The sequence below is a fragment of the Shewanella sp. 1CM18E genome (genome assembly GCF_023161665.1).
In the GTDB taxonomy this organism is placed as follows: domain Bacteria; phylum Pseudomonadota; class Gammaproteobacteria; order Enterobacterales; family Shewanellaceae; genus Shewanella.
Map to the genome: position 1 here is coordinate 107,871 of NZ_JALNTW010000002.1, position 19,698 is coordinate 127,568.

A 19,698-nucleotide genomic window follows, 5' to 3' on the forward strand; every position below is an offset into this window, starting at 1 on the left:
TCGGCAGGATTATTTGTAAATCGGACTATCGTAATGGTGCCCTTCATCACTGTAAGCGGTAACGATTGCATCCTCCACTAAGCCTGTTTCAGCTTGCACTTGAGTTTCAAAAAAGTTTTTAATTTGCTGACGGTTGCCGTGAGCAGCCCAGGCTTCAGCATTTTGCCAGATCTCATTAAACACAATAGGATACTCATTACGTGTCGCACTCGGATGATCAATCTGGCGTGTTAGCATATATTGAATACAGCCCTCTTCTCGATATGAATCTGGCTCTAACGCTTTCAATACCTCAAATAATTCTTGTTCTTTCCCTGCTTTTGGCTTGAATTGAGCTAAAACATACACCCGACTAGACATACTAACTTCCTTATATTTATACACTTCAGCCGATAATAGATGACTTTATTGATAAAAAACAACCTATACACCAAACAGGTTTAAGCTCCATTTACCACTGCAATAATCAGTGTATTAGTAACAATCTAGCCAGTTAGGGTTCTAAACAGTGATTATGGTGAGAGCAGGTCCACTTTATGTATTGCGTAAGTTTTAGGAGTTTGCTTATTGAAGTAACCAATTAAATCGATCGAAGGATCGCTGCTTTGGCTAAGTAAACGTTATTTAATGGGGAGAATAGACAAGAAAATTTAGGCGAAACAAAGATGAGTCAAAAAATAACCAGCCATTTTAACTCTTAATAATTAGCGACTTATGTATGTTAAAAATAGTATTCAACATGCTTATCCACAGATTCTGTGGATAACCTTTATAAGTCATTCATACAGATATGCCTCAGATCCTTTGCTAGGTCAAGCTTTAGATAAGATCTAAGGCTTATTTTGTTGCGTTAACCACTGATAATGGTGATACTGCAACAAACTCCTAATCAATTAGAATATGATTAAACGCATCCTAGTTAGCATTATTATCTTAGGACTCACAGCTTGCAGCCCCTCAGAGCAAGTTGACGATGATGCATCAATATCGGCTAAACCTTCCCTTCGTTCACCAGAGTTAACCTCTTTAGGCTTCTTAGAAGCCGTTTATAATGAAAGAAGCGTCAATAAGGCAAAATTATTTGTTAACGAACCCCTTCAAGAAATTTTAAGCCATTACTATATTGCAGCCTCAGTCCAGCGTAATATGCTTAACCTTTCAATGACAGATGTTGAATTGGAAGTTGATGAAGTCGATATCGACTTCTTTCGTAAATTTACCGATGACGTTACCGTTATAGTTAAGATTAAAGGTTTACGAAATGGCCAACACTGGGTCGATGACCGCACCTTAAGGCTGAACAAATACAAGGGAAATTGGATTATTGTCGAGATTGTGCCTGAAAAGCGCCAAGTAAATGGATAGTTTGTCTAGTCTAGTCTAGCCTTGCCTTGCCTTGCCCTAACTAAATACGTTAGTTAGCAGACCTACATTCTTTATTATTGATAGGTTTTCCAAACAAAAAATAGCAACCCTTGGGTTGCTATTTTGTCTTTTAACTCAACATCATTGAGCTATTAGCGATTTTCCTTAATCTAAAAACGCTTCTTCATCCATTTCAACTGGTAGAGACTCTAACATCTCATCTTGTAGTTGATAATATGCGCCTTCATATTCCTGAATTTCCATAACGACTCCGGATCTTTGATTAAGGTGTAGGGTACAAAGGCATGCCATCGATATCGTGACATTTAGCCTTTTTTAAAAACATGCCAACTATGCATCGTTCTTACTGACGAGTATAACAGCCAAAGCCACCGACTTACAGAAAACTTTCAGAATAAATACACCAAAAACGCAAAAAGAGTCACAAAACCAACTAAAACCCCATAAAACCGTTTTAAAAACTGAAAGACTTTCACTTTCTAATTCGGTTTAGCACTTAAAAAACATCTTTTAGCGCCCAATAAATATACAACTCCTATCTCAAACAGATAAATTCCCCACGTCTACATGGATAGGCTCGTTATCCAAATCTATAGATCTAAACACTAACCCCAAATCTCTAAACTCAAACCTCTGAACTCAAGCTTATGCTGCTAAGGAACTAAGCCGAATTGCCTAAAGCTAGCTACCATGCTCTAGCTGCCAGAGCATAATCTCGAAACTTATACCAATTAGTTAAATGATATAAACCAAGGTATCTATATCTGGTGTTCTAAACACTGTTAATAAACTCTTGATCGCAATAACTTATTTTCACCAATAAAAAAGGCCAAACATAAAGTTTGGCCTAGTCAATTTAACGGTTAACCCACAACAAACACTATACGCGTTTACGGTACCTAAGCACCTTAAGCGCCTTATTTGGGTCAATATCTTCAAATACTGCAGGGTTTGCCAGTTGCTCACAGAAAACCAGACTTGGACTGAACTCCTCAACCTGCTGCATTAAGAAATCAATACTCAATTCTGGCGCATTAAGGCACAGCAACATATCACCATCATCGGTTAATAACTCAGGCAAACGTTTTAGTAATCGAGCATAATCTTTGGTCGCCACAAAACTGCCCTTTTGATTACTTGGCGGATCGGCAACGATTACCTCATAAGGCCCAAGCTTCGTTAACTTGCCCCATGATTTAAAAATATCATGACCTAAAAAACGCGCGCCAGATTTAAAGTCATTGAGAATGTGGTTTTGCTTACCAATTGATAACGCACCTTTGCTCATATCAATGTTAACCACTTCATCGGCTTTCCCTTGCAGCGCTGCCACCGAGAAACCACAGGTATAAGCAAAAAGGTTAAGCACTTTTTTATGAGCGCTATTTTCACGCACCCACTGGCGACCATTTGCCATATCCAAAAACAAGCCATGGTTTTGGCCACGCATTAAGTGCACCTGAAAACACGCGCCATTTTCTGTGACGATATGTTTTTCAGGCACTTCACCTCTGATAATTTCAGTATGAGTCTCACCACCGCGGCGATATTGAAACACTAAGTTTAATGGCTCATTCCCCTTAACGGCTTGCCAGCGTTGTTCTATTGCCGTGCACAACGTCTCAAGCTCACTTGGCTCTAAGCCTTTAAAGCTGGTTAATAGCAATACTGGCGAAAACCAATCCAAACATAAGTGTTCACAACCAGCGAAACGCCCGCCTCGCCCGTGAAATAAACGCGTAACATCTTCAGGAAACTCTACTTGTTTTACTGCTTCAATAAATAACTGCATCAAACTCACTTTTCACTATTTCTTAACTGATTACTGTCTTGCTGCTCGCTCGCTGCTGCAGATTGCTCTACATCAGACTGCACTGGCGATGTATTCTGTAATGCTGTCGTCGCGCTAACTTTGGCTTCTTGTAATTGCTCCTCAGACACATCATCACCTAGCAGCACCGCCAACCAACGTCCACCAGAGCTAGACTCAAGAGCGATTTTCACAATCATGGTCAAAGGTACAGATAACAACATGCCCACAGAGCCTAATAACCAGCCCCAGAAAATTAACGACAGGAACACCACCAATGTCGATAAACCTAAACCTTTACCCATGTATCTCGGCTCAACGGCGTTGCCCATGACCGTATTGGTACCAAGATAAAGTAATGCCACCCCACCAGCGGCCCCAGGGCCTAATTGAATAAAGGCCAATAGCACCGATGGAATAGCAGCAATGATAGAACCGATATTGGGAATATAGTTAAACAAAAACGCAATCACGCCCCATAACAATGCGTAATCAACACCAATAAAGTACAAACCAACACCAATGATTAAGCCCGTTGCTAAACTGACTAATGTCTTTATCACCATGTACTGGTTTACAGAATGTAAGAAACGGTCCACCTGCTTTAAACGCATATCAGGATCGTCAAGGGCTAAATGCATTTTGGTTGAAAAACCGTTCGACTCAAACAACATGAATACCACGGTCAAAATAATCAAAAACAGGTTAGCCATCACACTACCTACACCTGACAACATATTTGTTGTCATCGACAGCGCAACACCTGGGTCGAAATAAGCCAAAATCTGTTCTTTGGAAATTTGAATATTAAACGCCGCTAGCTTTTCAACAATCCAAGAGAACTGATCGATTAATTGGTCACGATAAAAAGGTAACTGCTTGGAGAATTCATTAATTGAAGTGCCAACAACAGAGGCTAACCACAAGCCCAGTAACACAATAAACACCATCAACAGCAGTACAGCTAAACCGCGTGGTGTACGATGACGTGTCATCCAACTGATCATCGGATTACAGATCACCGCAATAAATACTGATAATACAAACGGCACCACAATCGGGCTTGCCGCTTTAATGCCTGCCAAAATCACCACAATAAATGCTGATATGGCAAAACCTTTAAACGCCACGCCTTGATTCTCGAATCGAGTCATTACAATAAAGTCCTTCTTGATTCACTATAATATTGATAGGGTTATACAAACTGCTTCTAACATGAACTACAACAGGGACATCGTTTTTTATGAAACCAGAAATCGCCGTGATCCGCATTAAGAACCTAAGATTACGTACCTACATTGGCATTAAAGAGGACGAAATTCAAAATAAGCAAGATGTCACCATTAACACTGTAATTCATTACTGCGCAGATAAAGCCAGAAACAGTGACAATATGGATGATGCTTTGAATTATCGCACGATTACGAAAAAGATCATTGCTTTAGTTGAAAACAACCGCTTTTCTTTACTAGAAAACCTTACCAGCCAAGTGTTAGATATTGCTAGCGAGCATACTTGGGTTGATTTTGCCAAGGTTGAAATTGATAAACCCCATGCATTACGTTTTGCCGATTCAGTATCACTAGAGCTATGCTATCAAAAGCAAGAGATCTAATATTACCAATCTAGCGTACTGATAAATATATAATTAACGCTATAGAATCTGAGATTAAGCCTATGAAAATTTTACTAACTGGCGCAAGCGGATTTATTGGTACCCAATTAGTTAGCGCCTTAAAGCAGCACCAATTAACCATTCTTAGCCGAGATCCACAACGCTCGGCCAACAAACTAGGTAGCCAACATCAGTATTTAGGCACATTAAGCTCTCTTAGCGACCTGAATGATTTTGACGCCATTATCAATTTAGCCGGAGAACCCATTGCCGGAAAACGCTGGAGCGATAGCCAAAAGCAAGCTATTTGTCAGAGCCGCTGGACAATAACAGCCAAGCTTACCGAACTCATAAAGCAAAGTGATACCCCACCGCATAGCTTTATTAGCGGATCTGCAATTGGTTATTACGGTGATCAAAAACTACAACCCATAGATGAAAGCTTTGAGGTTAATCAACACACTCAGGCAGAGTTTGCCCACCAAGTTTGCAAACGCTGGGAAGATGAAGCGCTAAAGGCGCAAAGTGAGCAAACTCGTGTTTGTATTGTGCGAATAGGCTTAGTATTGGGTAAGCAAGGCGGTGCGCTAGCTAAAATGCTCCCAGCATTTAAACTAGGTTTAGGCGGACCCATCGCCGATGGTCAGCAAGGCATGAGTTGGATCCATCAAACCGATATGGTGCGTCTACTGGTTCATCTCACCGAGAACAACAGCTGTAAGGGCGTGTTTAACGGTACAGCGCCAAATCCAGTCAGTAATAAGAGTTTCACTAAAGCGTTAGGAAAGGCTGTTAACCGCCCTGCTTGTATCCCAGCTCCCGCCTTTGGTTTAAAGCTAGCACTCGGTGAAATGTCGACACTCTTAATTGAAGGACAATATGTAACGCCAAAGCATGCATTGGCTGCAGGCTTTGAGTTTCAATACACAGAGTTAGATGACGCATTAACACAAATATTAGCCTAGGCATAATCGCAAAACACTTTCGCAAACACTTTGGCTAACATTGAGATGACAGCTTAAGCGTTAAACAAAAAGGATAACCACATGAGTTATCCTTTTTTGCTTTTACTTATTCGGATGCTTAACCTGGCTTAAAGCCATTACAATATCCTGGTAATTAACGCTCTTAAGCCTGTATTGAGCAAGCCACTAGTGGCCTTTTAATAACTCACCACAAGACTTATTAAGTAGCTGCCTACAACGCCAAATCCCCAAGGTTGCAACCACTAAACCTCCACATAATGGCGCTATGCCCCACCATGGCCAATGCATATAAACATTAAGTTCAAATACCTGTGTTTTAAGCAGGTAAAGGGTAAACTCAGCAACAATTACCGCCAAGATGCCGGCAATGGTACCAAGTAGCGCAAATTCAAGTCCGGTCGCAGCACGAAGCAGCCAACCTGAGGCGCCGAAGGTACGCAGCACAGCTAACTCACGTTGTCTGGTTGCCATGCCCGCCTCTGTTTGGGCGATCATCACTAGCGCACTGGCAAGTAGCACCAACACCAAAACTAACGATAAAGATAAAGACACTTGGTCAATGATCTGCCTTAGCTGACTTACCATAGCACCAACATCAATAATCGATACCGTAGGGAATTGCTTGATAAGATCTAAAATAACCCCACGCTGAGAGTCATCGAGGTGAAAACTCGACATCGAAGTATAAGCAAAAGGCGCTAATGCTTCTTGAGTAAAGATCATAAAGAAATTAGGCTGCAGAGTTTCCCAGTGCACTGCGCGAATACTGGCAACCTTCACCGTTAATTCTTGATTATCAATAGTGTAAGTAAGCGTATCGCCAAGGGATAAATCTAATCTTTCAGCCACACCCGACTCTACCGAGACATCGTACTTATCTTGGTTAAACTGGCCCTCTAGAAGCTCGTTATTAGGCGGCATAGTGTCACGATAAGTCAGATTTAACTCACGTGAAATACCCACTCGTCCCTCAATACCGTCTTGTTTTTGATCGCGTGAAATCAGCACTTCATCATTAATAGCCGTTAAACGGCCTCTAATTACCGGATAAATAATCGGTGCAGACTTAAGCTCTGGCGCTAAAAAGTCACTAATAGGCTGAGTTTCTTCCGGGGCAATGTTAACTAAAAAGTAATTAGGTGAGTTTTCAGGTAACTGTTTTTGCCACTCATTGAGTAAGTCCTGGCGCAGTGCAAAAATGGTCAAAAGCAATACCAATGCACTACTAAAACCAACTAGCTGCACCGCATTTTGTTTAGCGCGACGTCTAAGCCCCGCCAATGCTAACTGCAATGGATTGGTGGTTTTCATGCCCACACTGTGGCCAAGTCGGATCATAAAGAAGCCAAGAACACTTAACAATACGCCCAGCAATAACACAGCAGCAACCACTGTTAAGGTAAGAGCCAAACTTTGAGAGTAAAGATAACCCAAAACCGCCATAGCACTTAAGCTTAAAACGAGGTGCAACCACATGCCCAATTGCAAACCTTCAAGCTGCCGCTGCAACACCCTAAGTGGTGGGATCGCTAACAAACGCATCAAAGGATAAGCCGAGAACATAAACGCGCTAATAAAACCCGTGCCTAAACCTAGCATTACGGGGCGCATAATAGGCGGTGTATAAGCAGCAATTTCTGCAGGTAAAAATGCGGTAATCGCTCTATCAAGGCCAAAGCCACCAATTAAACCTAAAGCAACGCCCACCGCAGTCACTAGCAATAAGTGGGTACCAAACAATACTCTTATCTGTTTCGCTGACGCGCCAAAGGTTTTCAGCATGGCGACCACGTCATAATGACGCTGGCAATAACGCTGCGCCGCAATACCAATTGCAGCACAAGCAAGCGCAATACCCAATAAACTTGCTAACAATAAGAAACGCTCTGCGCGTTTAACCGCTTCAGCAATCGGCGAGTCACCAGATTGCACATCTACCCAGCGCTGACTGGTGTTCAATAACGGTTTAGCCTGTACTTCGAAGTCTTTAAGCGCGGTCGCATCGCCAGCAAACTGATAACGGTATGTTACCCGGCTGCCCGGTTGAATGACTTGGGTTTTAGCCACATCTTCAATGCGCATTAACACAACTGGCGATGAGGCAAATGGGTTAAAGCCCGCATCCGGCAAACGAATGATCTCTTTCGAGAGTGCAAACTTGGCATTACCGAGTTCAATCTGCTGTGGATAACCTAACAACCCGCCTAAGCGAGTCTCAAACCAGATATTATCAGCTTGTGGTAAGCCATCAGCTTTACCAGTGCTAAGCTCAATATCACCTTTTAGTGGATAACCTTGCTCAACCGCGCGCACAGTAACCAGCTGAAACGCATCACCGGCGTAAAGCATCGAGTTAAACTGCATACTGCTAACACGAGATAAGCCAATGTCATCGGCGAGTGTCAGCACCTTAGGATCAATCTGATCTGGCGAGTCAATAATTCTGTCTGCGGCAATAAACTTGGATGCTTGACCGTTAATTGCCAACTGCAAACGCTCACTGACACTTGCAAGCCCGGTTACCGACAACACTGCTAAAGTAATTGCCAATATAATGAGTACAAGCTGCCCTTGAGACAACTCCCTTTTAAATAGTCGCCACGCTAAACTCAGCTCCATGCGCTCGCCTCTTCTGCTTGTTCTGGCTGCAGTTCAGCGCTGTTAACTTTCTCGCTCAAGGAGCCTGAGTCCATAATAAATTGGCGTTGGCAGCGGCTCGCAAGTTCCATATCGTGGGTAACCAACACTAAGGTAGTGTCACTTTCTCGATTAAGCTCAAACAACATATCGGCAATCTTGTCGCTGTTTGCTGAATCTAAGTTACCGGTTGGCTCATCAGCAAATAGCACTTTAGGTTCACAAATAAAGGCTCTTGCAATGGCAACGCGCTGCTGCTCACCACCAGATAGCTGATTAGGAAAATGACTTAATCTGTGGCTAAGTCCAACCCGTTCGAGCATGGCCTGGGCTTTTTCTTTGGCCTTTACTACCCCCGCTAGTTCTGCCGGCAACATAACGTTTTCTAAAGCATTCAGCGTGTCGACCAACATGAACGACTGGAAAATAAAGCTGACTTTCTGTTTTCTAAGCGATGCCTTAGATTCTTCATTAAGATTTTCTAACGCCACTCCATCAAGTTTAATAGAACCACTGCTTGGCGAATCTAGAGCAGCTAATAAACCTAACAAAGTGGACTTACCCGAACCAGATGGCCCGAGGATCGCCACACTCTCTCCCTGCTTGACATCCATATTAATGCCGTTGAGGATAGTCAGTTCTCCCTCTTGGGTATTAACTGACTTTACTAGGTGGCTTACGGTTATGGCGCTATTTTCAGACATAGGATCCTTCTTCAACATAAAAAACCGACTCAGCGGTTTGGTCTTATTATTGGTTTTCAGCAGTTTTGGGCTGAGTGCTTCCCCTATATTAATCCTAGGTGATAGCCTAAGTGCAAGTTATGGCATGCCAGAAAACCAAGGCTGGGTACAACTACTACGTGAGAAAATGCCAAATAGCACAATAATTAATGGTTCGGTTAGCGGCGAGACCTCTGCGGGCGGATTGCGTCGACTGCCCGCCCTGCTTGAATCCTCACAGCCAAAAATCTTGCTTATTGAGCTTGGTGGTAACGACGGCTTACGTGGTTTTCCACCTAAGCAATTGAAAAACAATCTTACAAAAATAATTGAGCTGGCTAAAACACAAGAGGTAAAAGTCCTTCTTAGTGAAATAATGGTGCCGCCAAATTATGGCCCTCGCTACGCCTCACAAATAAATACCGTATATAAAGAACTTGCTGAAGAACATGAAGTGACGCTAATGCCGTTTTTTATGGAGCAAATTATCACCGACAGCTCGTTAATGCAAAGAGATGGCATCCACCCAAATCAAAAGGCGCAGATAATAATTGCTGAGTTTATGTTGCCATGGTTTGAGCAGGCTTTATAATCTGCGAGCTAAATCATTGCACCTGTTTTTTACTAGATAAACCTTGAAACACAAATTTATATCTTGTTCAGAGTTGATAAGCCCAATATAAAATCAACCTTATGTTATAGATTATTCAGGGAATGCTTAATGGAATACCAAATGCGCTATACACTTATTGCTGCGAGCTGCCTTGCGGCCGTTTACTCAACTTCTGCCGTATCAGCAGAGAGCACCACTCCACAGACTATCACTCAAGAACAAACAATGACGCCGGAACAACTGTATCCGCCAGTTGACGCTAAATACGACTGGTTGCAGCTGACATCGCTTGAGCTTTTAAAAGGTGAAATTATCAACCTTTATGACGATAAGTTAGAGTTTGATAGTGATGAGCTAGATACGGTATTTATCGATTGGGAAGACGTAAAAGTATTGCAAACTAGCCGTTTAGTCAGCATTGGTTTTACCGATCTAAGCACTAAAACCGGCCGCCTTTTGGTAGAAAACGGTAAGTCTTACCTTAACGGTGAAGAGTTTGATAACGCCGATATTATGACGATTATTGCCGGCGATCAGTCAGAAGCAAACTACTGGTCAAGCAAGATCACCTTAGGTGTTAACTTCCGCAGTGGTAATACCGACCAAATCGATTATAGCGCCCTAGCAAAAACAGCTCGTCGAACTACCGAGTCACGCTTTAACTTAGACTATATCGGTAACTACTCTAAGACAGACGGTGAAAGCCGTATTAACAACCACCGTATCAACTCAAACTTTGACTGGTTTATCTCAAAGCAGTTCTATGTTCGACCTATTTTTGCTGAAGTGTATAAAGATCCATTCTCTAACATTGAATACCGTGCAACCTTAGGTTCGGGTTTGGGTTATAACATCATTGATAACTCAAAAACAGAATGGAGTATAAGTGGTGGTCCAGCTTACACTTACACTCGTTTCGATGAAGTAAAAGCCGGTGAAGCAAAAGATGACGGCAGTACAGCTATTGTTGTTGAAACCGTTTACGACACTGAAATCACCAGCGATATCGACTTCAACACCTTGTACCGAGTGCAATACGGTAACGAAGTCTCTGGTGGTTATACTCACCATGCTATTGCGACCTTAGAAATTGAACTGACTAGCATGTTTGATTTAGATCTATCCGTTGTTTGGGATCACATCAACAACCCACAAGCTGATGCCAGTGGATTTATTCCAAAACAAGATGATTATCAGTTTATTATCGGTTTTGGTATCGATATTTAAAACACACATTAGAAGTTAATAAGCAGCCGCTTATTACTCACTTTTAAGAAAATCCCTGCCCCCAAAAGGTAGGGATTTTTTATATCCCAATTCAGCAGCTAATTGCATAAATCAGACTTATACCGACTCACTGCCTCTAAAAAATGCGGATTTTTACGTAGGAATGCATATCCATACAAGCGTTTGAATTAGCTTATGTTTACTAAAATTTTCAATAGTTAAACATATCAACGCTGTTTAATTCATAGCATTATCTCTAATCGCATCAGGTTGTTAATAAAATGTTGTCCACATTTCACATTGTTTATCTTGTACGTCAGTGCAATCTAGGAAATGCATAATAACAATAATTTTGGAGACGCTATGCTCAACAAAAAACCTTCATGGCTGATGCCCACAATCATCGCCACTGCAGTGGCAATAAGCTTAGGCGCTTGTTCATCAGACGATGACGATGCCACAGTAGATGAAAACACAGAAGTCGTGACCCCAACTCCTGAACCAGGCCCCACCTTTCCTGAAGGTGCCATCATGATTGAAGATGGCGAAAACCTCACCACCAGAATCCAAGAAGCGCTTATTAACGCCCAAAGTGGTGACGTATTAGTGCTGCCAAAAGGTACCTTTGAAATAGAGTCGACCTTATTGTTTGATGGTGATGTTGACGGTGACGGCAGCTTTGCTAAAAACGTCACTATTATGGGATACGGCATGGAAGAAACCGTACTCGACTTTTCAAACGCTAACTCAGGCGATGGTATTTTTGTGCAAAATGCCCTCAATATCATTATTCAAGATCTGTCTGTCAACGAAGCCAAAAACAACGGTATTAAGCTTAAAAACACCAACGGTATTATCCTGCGCCGCTTAGCCACAGTGTGGGAAGGTGAACTTGATGAGGATAACGGCGCCTACGGTCTTTACCCTGTTGAGTGTGAAAACATTCTGATTGAAGACACATATGTACGCGGTAGTGCCGATGCCGGTATTTATGTCGGTCAATCACAATATATTGTTGTGCGCCGCAATATCGCCAAAGAAAACGTCGCCGGTATTGAGATTGAAAACTCAAAATATGCCGACGTCTATGACAACGAAGCCATGGGTAACACGGGTGGTATTTTAGTATTTGACTTACCTATTGGTAACCATAGATACGGCTCAAGCGTGCGTATATTTAATAACAAAGTCTATGATAACAATACTAAAAACTTTGCGAATGCGTCAGCTAACCCAGCTGGTGTACACATTGTACCGCCGGGCACAGGTATGATTATCCTGTCTACCGACGATGTGGAGATCTTTAATAATGAAATTACCAACCACGACACCATGGGCGTAACTATTTCGAGCTTCTTTATTGCCGAGCCAGATATTTCTGCATTTGTGGCCAATTATGGCCAACCGGGTCAGCCGATTGAAGATGGTTGGCGCCCTACACCGCGCAATATCTATCTGCATGGCAATAAAATTGAAGGTTTCGGTCAAAAGCCAAATGGTTATCTTATTGATGACATTATCAAAGGCTATCTGTTTACCCATGGCAAGTTTCCCGGCGTGCTATACGACGGCCTAGGTGAACTGCTTTCCAATAACGGCACCGCCGCTTACTTAGGTCTGCAAGAACTGCCATTTGCAGCTGACGGCAGTGACAATGTGTGTGCATCAGATAACGGCGATGTATCATTTGGCCGCTTATATGCAAATGACAATACCGACACCAACAGTCCAGAGTTTCTATTTGAAGATAGCCAAACTGACATAATGAACTGCCAACAAGTCAGTTTACCAGTGCATACGGTAACCTTTGGCGATCAAATCTTTGGTTGCGGCGTTGATGACGACACCGCAGGCTGTGACGGCGGTAATCTCGTTGGCGGCGGTGGCAGCATTGGTGAAGGAGAAGGTGGACTAGAAGGCGATGGTGATTTAAGTCTTTGTGTCGCTGAGGGCTCAAATGCTTCATGGGACGCACTACTCAAAGCCAACTGCCCTAACCTATCTGACTACAACCTATTTGCAGACATGAAAGACCCAACCAATGCCCCCCATTCAGGTGGACTGCCTTATGATTTAAATACGCCGTTATTTACTGACTACTCGAGTAAATACCGCTATGTATTTGTACCTGAAGGCACTAAAGCTGATTACTCAGCCACTGAGTCAATGGACTTCCCTGTCGGTACCGTCATCGTTAAATCGTTCGCGCTACCAATGGACACCAGCAAACGTGGTCTGGCGAATGAGGATCTGATTGAAACTCGCTTGCTTATTCACCGTGAAACCGGCTGGACGGCGCTGCCTTACGTATGGAACGCAGAAAAGTCAGATGCGGTGCTTGCAAAAGCCGGTGCGATTCAAGGTAAGAGTGTGAAGCACAATGGCACCGACATGAGCTTTGATTATGTTGTGCCTAGCATGAACCAGTGTAAACAGTGTCACCAGTACAAACCTGATGCCGACAGCCCTGCTAAGTTTGTGCCTATTGGCCCTAAAGCGCGCCATCTTAATAAAGATTACGCCTATAGCGATGGCAGCATGAATCAGCTACTTAAATGGCAAGCGGCTGGGATTTTACAAGGTGTTCCAGATGTAACCAGTATAGATACAGTTCCGGCATACAATGACGGTGATGAAGCAACAGTTAGCCAACTTTCTGATGTCGCACTAATGGATGCTGCCAAGGGATATCTAGATATCAACTGTGCCCATTGTCATCGCCCAGAGGGGAACGCCTCTAATACCGGTTTGAAGCTCGAATATTGGCGCTCCTATGCAGAAGATGCAGGTTTGTCTCACGGTACCTGTAAGTCTCCTGTGGCATATGGTGGCGGCGCATTAGGTTTCGATATCGTGCCGGGTAAACCTGAAGAGTCTATTTTGCACTTTAGAATGGAATCGAATGATCCGGGTGACAGAATGCCTGAAATTGGCCGCAGCTTGTCACACGCTGAAGGGGTCGTGCTTATCAACGAGTGGATTAAGCGTTTACCAGAAGCAAGCTGCTCAAACTAGCAACTCACTTACTTAAAGCTATACCAATAGCGATACACAAAAGCAAAGGCCGGCAAATGTCGGCCTTTTTCAACCGCAATAACTCCAATAAATGGAGAGCTATTTATGCGCATACCGATTTCACTCATCATCATGGCTCTATTTCTATTAACCACGGGCTGTGGCGGCTCAGATGAACAAGCACCTGCTGATGTTAGTGTGCCAGATCCTGCTCCTGAACCAACTCCTGAGCCAACACCCGATCCCTCATCTAGCTGCAACGCCACCACTACAGAAGTAAACTGGAATGCCTTGATGGAGCAAGATTGCGAGTCACTGTCGCAGTACGGTTTGTTTGTCGACCCAAGTATTCCCACCAGCTCAGCAGTATCACCGGGGTTAAGTTACCAACTGGCAACCGAGCTATTTTCAAACTATGCCAATAAGCACCGTTTTATCTTTGTACCCACAGGTAAAAGCATCGAATTTGATCCAACTTCTACTTTTGATATGCCAGTCGGCACGGTTTTAGTAAAAACCTTTTCGTTACCATTTGATACTCAAGTTAGTGGCGCCAATAACGAAGTGTTAATCGAAACTCGGCTATTAATTCATAGAGAGACTGGCTGGACAACGCTGCCCTACCTTTGGCAAGACGGCGAAGCCATACTGCAAGTTGCCGGTAAAGATATTGCTCATACACTTAACCATAAAGGTCAGAGTCAGAGCTTTGCTTACCACGTCCCTAGCCGCGCCGAATGTAAGCTTTGTCATCAAACCAGCAGCGATAGCAGTAAAATTGAGCCTATTGGCTTAAAAGCGCATCTGCTTAATCGAACCATCACTTATCAAGGGGCGCAAATTAATCAACTACAACTTTGGCAACAACAAGGGTTATTGCAAGGTCTGCCGCAGCTTAGCGAGGTTGGAAAAACATACGATATTTTCGATGAGTCAGCGCCGCTTACCGCAAGAGCCAAAGGCTATTTAGATGTTAACTGCGCTCATTGCCATAACCCGCAAGGCTTTGCCAGCATATCGGGATTAAGGCTAGGCTTTTATGTGGACCACACCAGCTTTGAATACGGGATCTGTAAACAGCCTCCAGGCTGGGATGGCGGCGAGCGCGGATTATCTTACGATATTATTCCCGGTGACGGTGAGCACTCGATATTGGTGTATAGGCAAGAGCTAAACCAGCCCAAAGACAGAATGCCACCCGTTGGCCGTTCAATCGCCCATACGGACGCGGTTGCACTTATCAAGCAGTGGATAGATGAAATGCCCACAGAGCTAGCAAATTGCCAGCAATGAACCACTTAAATATAAATTGAGCCGACCTAATACAACCACTAACACTCAATGAGATAAAACCTAACACGATGACTCAGTCACTAATGGCCGATTTAAGCGATGAAAATGCCCGGGGGGATGACCAATCCAATGTTTGAAGCTTTGGCGAAAATGGCTCACTTCGCCAAAGCCCATTAAGTCAGATATTTCATCTATCGAGTAATCGCTAGTTAAAATCAAATCGATAGCCATTTGGCAGCGAACTTGATCCACCAGCTTTTGATAGCTGGTATTAGCCGCCGCCAACTTACGCCTTAAGGTTCTTGCACTAATATTTTGCAGATCTGCCATCGCGTCCATACAAGGTAAATCTGGTGCTTGTTGACGTAAAATTTTAAGTAGATCAGATATATAGGATGACTCTACATCTAGCTGCTGTTGATTAAATTGTTGCTCAAACTGGTAAGTCAGTGGCAACTCGAGGTACTCATGGGCAATCGACCACTCAAAGAACTCAGCGTCAAACTCAACTTCAGCGCCGGTTTTAATCGCTAAGAAACTGGCGTCTCTACAGGGCTCTGCTAACGCAATATGACTTAATTGTATCGGCTGTGCCGTTAACTCTTTAGCAAAGGCCAACAACGAGCAAATGCTGTGCTGAAATTGACAGCTATAGCGCTCAAGCTCAACTTTATTAGTATTGAGCCAGCGCACATGCAAACGGCCTAAATCATTTCTAATCAGGGTATCTGAAAAGCTGCCAACCAGTTCAGGGTGAGCAATGGCAAACTGTAAGCAATCACCTAAAGTATTAAACTTAGCTAAATAAGGCTGCAACACATCTAATTCGACCACTTTATAGCGACTTGCGGCTTTAGCTGCAATTTCAGGATCTTGGCTTAATCTGCGGATAAAACTCATGGCGTAATCAACTTGCCACACATAAACAAATTCACTCGACCTAAGCACAGCGTTGTCTAAGCCAATGTTGGCATACAGCTGCTCAACATGCTCCTCCTTAAAGTTATCGGCTAGATAATTGATTAAGTTTTTGAGTTCATAGGCAGGATACGACTGATCCCCTACTCGCATATTGGGTTTGTAGCTGCAGATCTGTTGCATTGCACTCGATAACTGATGAACGGTAATAATATTTTTAGCGGATCTAAATAAGAATTAATAGCCTTTTATTAATTTAAACTTAAAAATATCTAGGCCTTCAATATGAAGCTTAGTTGTAATTTTTATGTTCGCTACAGACAAACCTGTGTGCTTACTAATTCAACGTTTCTCGATTGCCTGCTACAGGTGTTAGGACGCTGGGATAAAAGTCCAAATATCATAATCACATGTGCAATGAATTCGCTGAAAACAATAGTTAGCTGATTAAATTATTTAATAAAGCAAAAACAAAAAGCCCCGTAAAAACGGAGCTTTCATCTTTGAAGGTTTTCAAGGATTATTCAGCTAAGCCTATAACTGCAAGTCTTTCTTTCGCTAGAAGATATCTTGCACGGACATCATCTTTTTGCTCTTGAGTTAGCTGCTTACCAAGAGTGCGAAGACCGCCATCAGCATCATTATGGTGAATACCAAAAGCAAACTTAAGATATTCCATAAGCAGCGGCTGCGCATCAAGGTATGAGATAGAGTTCATCGCCTGAGAAATTTTGTTTGCCTCAGCCCATTCACCATTATTAACGTACTCTTGCATAGAAACACTGGCTTTTGGGAATATACAACCCACTCCGGTAATGCCACCACATGCGCCAGCAAGTCCTGCATGAACAGTGACAGTGTCAACACCTGCTAGAATTTTTAACTCTTTGTTCTCTAACATCAGCGTTTCAATAGTTGACACATCTGTGGTTGATATTTTCAGAGCCGTGACTTCAGGAAGAGCTGCAAGTCTTCTCAGTATATCAGTTGAAAGCGCATGATATCCGGCTGCATCAGGGTTGTTATAAGGCATAATGGTTATGCCAGCTTCTTTTGCTGCGATTGCAGAAAGCTCATAGTAGGCATACATTTCTTCATCAGAAGGTGCTTGCTTCGTTTTTGGTGGCATCACCATTACGGTATCCACTCCAACTGCCGCAAGTTCTGTAACAATAGTGGCAAGCTCTTCTTTAGTTTCAGCCGCAGCGCCACTGATCAATGGAACATTATATTGTTTAGCAACATCAGAAAGAGCTTTAAGTAAAACAAGACGCTGATCAGAGCTTAGGTAGCTATTCTCGCCTAACGTGCCAGAGCCAACAAGGCCGCCCATTCGACTTCCGCCCTTACCTTGAACTTGCAAAATATCTGCAGCGTATTTCTGTGTAGCTTCAAGATCTATTTCAAGGGCACCGGATCCTGACTCTTTTAGCCATGTAAACACCGCCGGCATAACCGTATAGCGCCAATCTGTGTTATTTGCTTCCATCATGTTACCTTTTTATTAAAAATTACATTACACAAAGTTAATTGTATAAAATATACCAAACAAACTGCGTAAGTTAAACCCCTTTTGGCAAACCTCGGCCTTATTGGTAACAAACCATCTGTGAAACTGGAAGTTCTGCTGCAATACTAAAACACATGCACATAGGTTGTGTCATTAAATGCTGCTGTTAAATAATGCTCCCTTACCTGTAGCTCAACTGCTAATGGCTTCCCTTTCGATGCACAACTTTTAGGATTATCAGTAGCGACCCTACTAATGTTTCAACCACTAAAGTGGTTTCATTTTCAGCTACAAGCTAACTCAAACGCGAGATATCTAACACCAAGTGTTGTGTTTTCAACAAGGTGGATTAGCCTTCGAATGAAGGGCATTACAATTTTTGGGTAACGCTATCTGATAGCGAATTATGAGTTGCACCTTTCGTTGCTATTAATCGCCTGCAGCGGGTGCTGGACAGGATGTCCGAATGTCGTGATCACATGGTCAATGATGTTCCCTACATCATAATGACATTTCCCATATCCCTATGGGTCAGATGTGAAGGAACGACCTTATGTGCAGACACTACTGCGAGACGCTGTGAATATATCCCTATACGCTCTGCGGTTTCATCCCTGAAACCGAAGCCCGCAGCCGTATATGCACTCGGTTAGCCAAGCATAATTCTGGTGGTTAGGAGCAATGGCTATAAGGCTAGTTCACTATCCGTATCTGTCGCTAATTCGCTCCGCCCCCCTTTATGTATCTTCAAAACCTGTCTCGGAATTATCATTTAGGCCGAAGCCTAGTGATTGTTCTTCCTGTGAACATTGCACTTTATGCAATGTAGCAGCTTCTTTGTTTCACTCAGATAAAGGAACAAGGAATCAGTTCTTTCCATACTGTAACTCATTGTTAAAAAACTGGTTTACTGTTAGTCTTGAGTGATTAAAGTATTGGCGATCTGTTCTTATTAAGACCGTTCTTATTCGGAATTCAGCCTAATATACTGTTATATTTTTTAGAGGATTAAATGGAATTTCCAACAGATCGGTTATACAAATTTGCATCATTTAATGAGAACTCATTGTCTGCATTAGCTGACCAAAGCGTTTGGTTTTCAGACGTAGACTCGCTGAATGACCCATTCGAACTATCTTTCGAATATGTAGTTTCGGAAAAAGAAGAGGAAAATATTGCGACATTCAAAGATATTGGTGCTAAAGAAATAGAGCGTTCTCGGTCAATTTCAACAGCCCACGCTAAGAAAATGGCTGAAGATATTTATATCAGAGACCCTGATTTATTCGTTAAGAAAATGCACGAAGCGATAGAGTTGATTCAGAGCCAACAAGAGAAAACACTTGGAAAACTGAATATATTTTCTACTTCATTGGACGTTCCTGAAGAGCCTGAGCATTACAAGAATATGTTAATGTGGGCTCATTATGCTGTAAGTTTTACTGGATTCTGCTTGCAGTTCTCAGCGACAAAATTGCTGGATTCATTTAGAAGTCATAACTTAGAGAGTAAAATTGGACACTGCAAAGTTGATTATTCTGATGTAACTCATAAGGTAAATCCATTTACCTATATGAATAACACTGACGAGTCGTACTTTGCTCCAGTGCAGTTTAAGCATTTGCAATGGAAATATGAGGGTGAGTTCAGGTTCATAAGCAGTGTACGCGGTCTTCATAAGTACTCACCAGATGCTCTAGAGCGCATTTATCTCGGGTGTAAAATGCCAGAGAGTAAGCAAAAAGTTATTCTCGCGATTGCAAAAGAGTATTTCCCACATGTCGAAGTTTATAAAACATCTATTGATAAAACCTGTTATGAGATCGTCACAGAAAAAATATAACAAACAATTTAAGAGGGATTCCCAACGCTTGGAATTTTTGGTTCTACTTCAAATTAAGTGTTTATGGCACAATGCTTTAGGTTTGGGTGGTAGCGTTGCTCCCCCCTTAATTGGGCGTTATAT

Annotated in this window: 15 protein-coding genes; 8 read left to right on the plus strand and 7 right to left on the minus strand. The window is 42.6% G+C overall.

The window, feature by feature from the left end:
- Positions 1-9: 9 nt before the first annotated feature.
- Positions 10-360, minus strand: a complete 351-nt coding sequence (locus tag MSG37_RS03730; RefSeq protein WP_248469233.1) for an antibiotic biosynthesis monooxygenase — start codon at positions 358-360, stop codon at positions 10-12.
- Positions 361-900: 540 nt separating this feature from the next.
- Here MSG37_RS03730 and MSG37_RS03735 point away from each other — a divergent pair.
- Positions 901-1,365, plus strand: a complete 465-nt coding sequence (locus tag MSG37_RS03735) for a hypothetical protein (RefSeq protein ID WP_248469234.1) — start codon at positions 901-903, stop codon at positions 1,363-1,365.
- Between the two features lie 901 nt (positions 1,366-2,266).
- On the opposite strand, the gene MSG37_RS03740 is transcribed toward MSG37_RS03735, so the two are convergent.
- Both MSG37_RS03740 and MSG37_RS03745 read right to left on the minus strand, forming a co-directional pair.
- Entirely contained in the window at positions 2,267-3,178 is a 912-nt protein-coding gene (locus MSG37_RS03740; RefSeq protein WP_248469235.1) for a class I SAM-dependent methyltransferase, read from the minus strand.
- A 5-nt stretch (positions 3,179-3,183) separates the two neighbouring features.
- Positions 3,184-4,350, minus strand: coding sequence for an AI-2E family transporter (locus MSG37_RS03745; protein ID WP_248469236.1), 1,167 nt, complete (start codon positions 4,348-4,350; stop codon positions 3,184-3,186).
- An 89-nt stretch (positions 4,351-4,439) separates the two neighbouring features.
- Between MSG37_RS03745 and folX the strand changes: the two genes are divergently transcribed.
- The gene (gene folX, locus MSG37_RS03750; protein ID WP_248469237.1) at positions 4,440-4,811 is read left to right on the plus strand and encodes a dihydroneopterin triphosphate 2'-epimerase; all 372 of its coding nucleotides are present in this window, start codon (positions 4,440-4,442) and stop codon (positions 4,809-4,811) included.
- Between the two features lie 62 nt (positions 4,812-4,873).
- Entirely contained in the window at positions 4,874-5,776 is a 903-nt protein-coding gene (locus MSG37_RS03755) for a TIGR01777 family oxidoreductase (RefSeq protein ID WP_248469238.1), read from the plus strand.
- Positions 5,777-5,962: 186 nt separating this feature from the next.
- Here MSG37_RS03755 and MSG37_RS03760 read toward each other — a convergent pair whose 3' ends face one another.
- Both MSG37_RS03760 and MSG37_RS03765 read right to left on the minus strand, forming a co-directional pair.
- Positions 5,963-8,416 (minus strand): FtsX-like permease family protein, encoded by a 2,454-nt coding sequence (locus MSG37_RS03760; RefSeq protein WP_248469239.1) that lies wholly within the window; start codon positions 8,414-8,416, stop codon positions 5,963-5,965.
- Positions 8,407-9,138, minus strand: coding sequence for an ABC transporter ATP-binding protein (locus tag MSG37_RS03765; RefSeq protein WP_248469240.1), 732 nt, complete (start codon positions 9,136-9,138; stop codon positions 8,407-8,409). The genes MSG37_RS03760 and MSG37_RS03765 overlap by 10 nt, the downstream gene beginning before the upstream one ends.
- Positions 9,139-9,154: 16 nt before the next feature.
- Between MSG37_RS03765 and MSG37_RS03770 the strand changes: the two genes are divergently transcribed.
- The 4 genes from MSG37_RS03770 to MSG37_RS03785 all read left to right on the plus strand — a co-directional run bounded on the left by MSG37_RS03770 (position 9,155) and on the right by MSG37_RS03785 (position 15,304).
- Entirely contained in the window at positions 9,155-9,748 is a 594-nt protein-coding gene (locus MSG37_RS03770) for an arylesterase (RefSeq protein WP_248469589.1), read from the plus strand.
- A 129-nt stretch (positions 9,749-9,877) separates the two neighbouring features.
- Positions 9,878-10,996: a DUF481 domain-containing protein gene (locus MSG37_RS03775; protein WP_248469241.1), complete on the plus strand. Its 1,119-nt coding sequence runs from the start codon at positions 9,878-9,880 to the stop codon at positions 10,994-10,996.
- Positions 10,997-11,359: 363 nt separating this feature from the next.
- Positions 11,360-14,011, plus strand: a complete 2,652-nt coding sequence (locus MSG37_RS03780; RefSeq protein WP_248469242.1) for a parallel beta-helix domain-containing protein — start codon at positions 11,360-11,362, stop codon at positions 14,009-14,011.
- A 105-nt stretch (positions 14,012-14,116) separates the two neighbouring features.
- On the plus strand, positions 14,117-15,304 hold the full coding sequence (locus MSG37_RS03785; protein WP_248469243.1) for an SO2930 family diheme c-type cytochrome: 1,188 nt from the start codon (positions 14,117-14,119) through the stop codon (positions 15,302-15,304).
- Between the two features lie 60 nt (positions 15,305-15,364).
- Here MSG37_RS03785 and MSG37_RS03790 read toward each other — a convergent pair whose 3' ends face one another.
- Entirely contained in the window at positions 15,365-16,405 is a 1,041-nt protein-coding gene (locus MSG37_RS03790) for an AraC family transcriptional regulator (protein WP_248469244.1), read from the minus strand.
- A gap of 337 nt (positions 16,406-16,742) precedes the next feature.
- Positions 16,743-17,711 (minus strand): dihydrodipicolinate synthase family protein, encoded by a 969-nt coding sequence (locus tag MSG37_RS03795; protein WP_248469245.1) that lies wholly within the window; start codon positions 17,709-17,711, stop codon positions 16,743-16,745.
- Between the two features lie 1,033 nt (positions 17,712-18,744).
- Here MSG37_RS03795 and MSG37_RS03800 point away from each other — a divergent pair.
- On the plus strand, positions 18,745-19,575 hold the full coding sequence (locus MSG37_RS03800) for a DUF2971 domain-containing protein (protein ID WP_248469246.1): 831 nt from the start codon (positions 18,745-18,747) through the stop codon (positions 19,573-19,575).
- Positions 19,576-19,698: the final 123 nt, after the last annotated feature.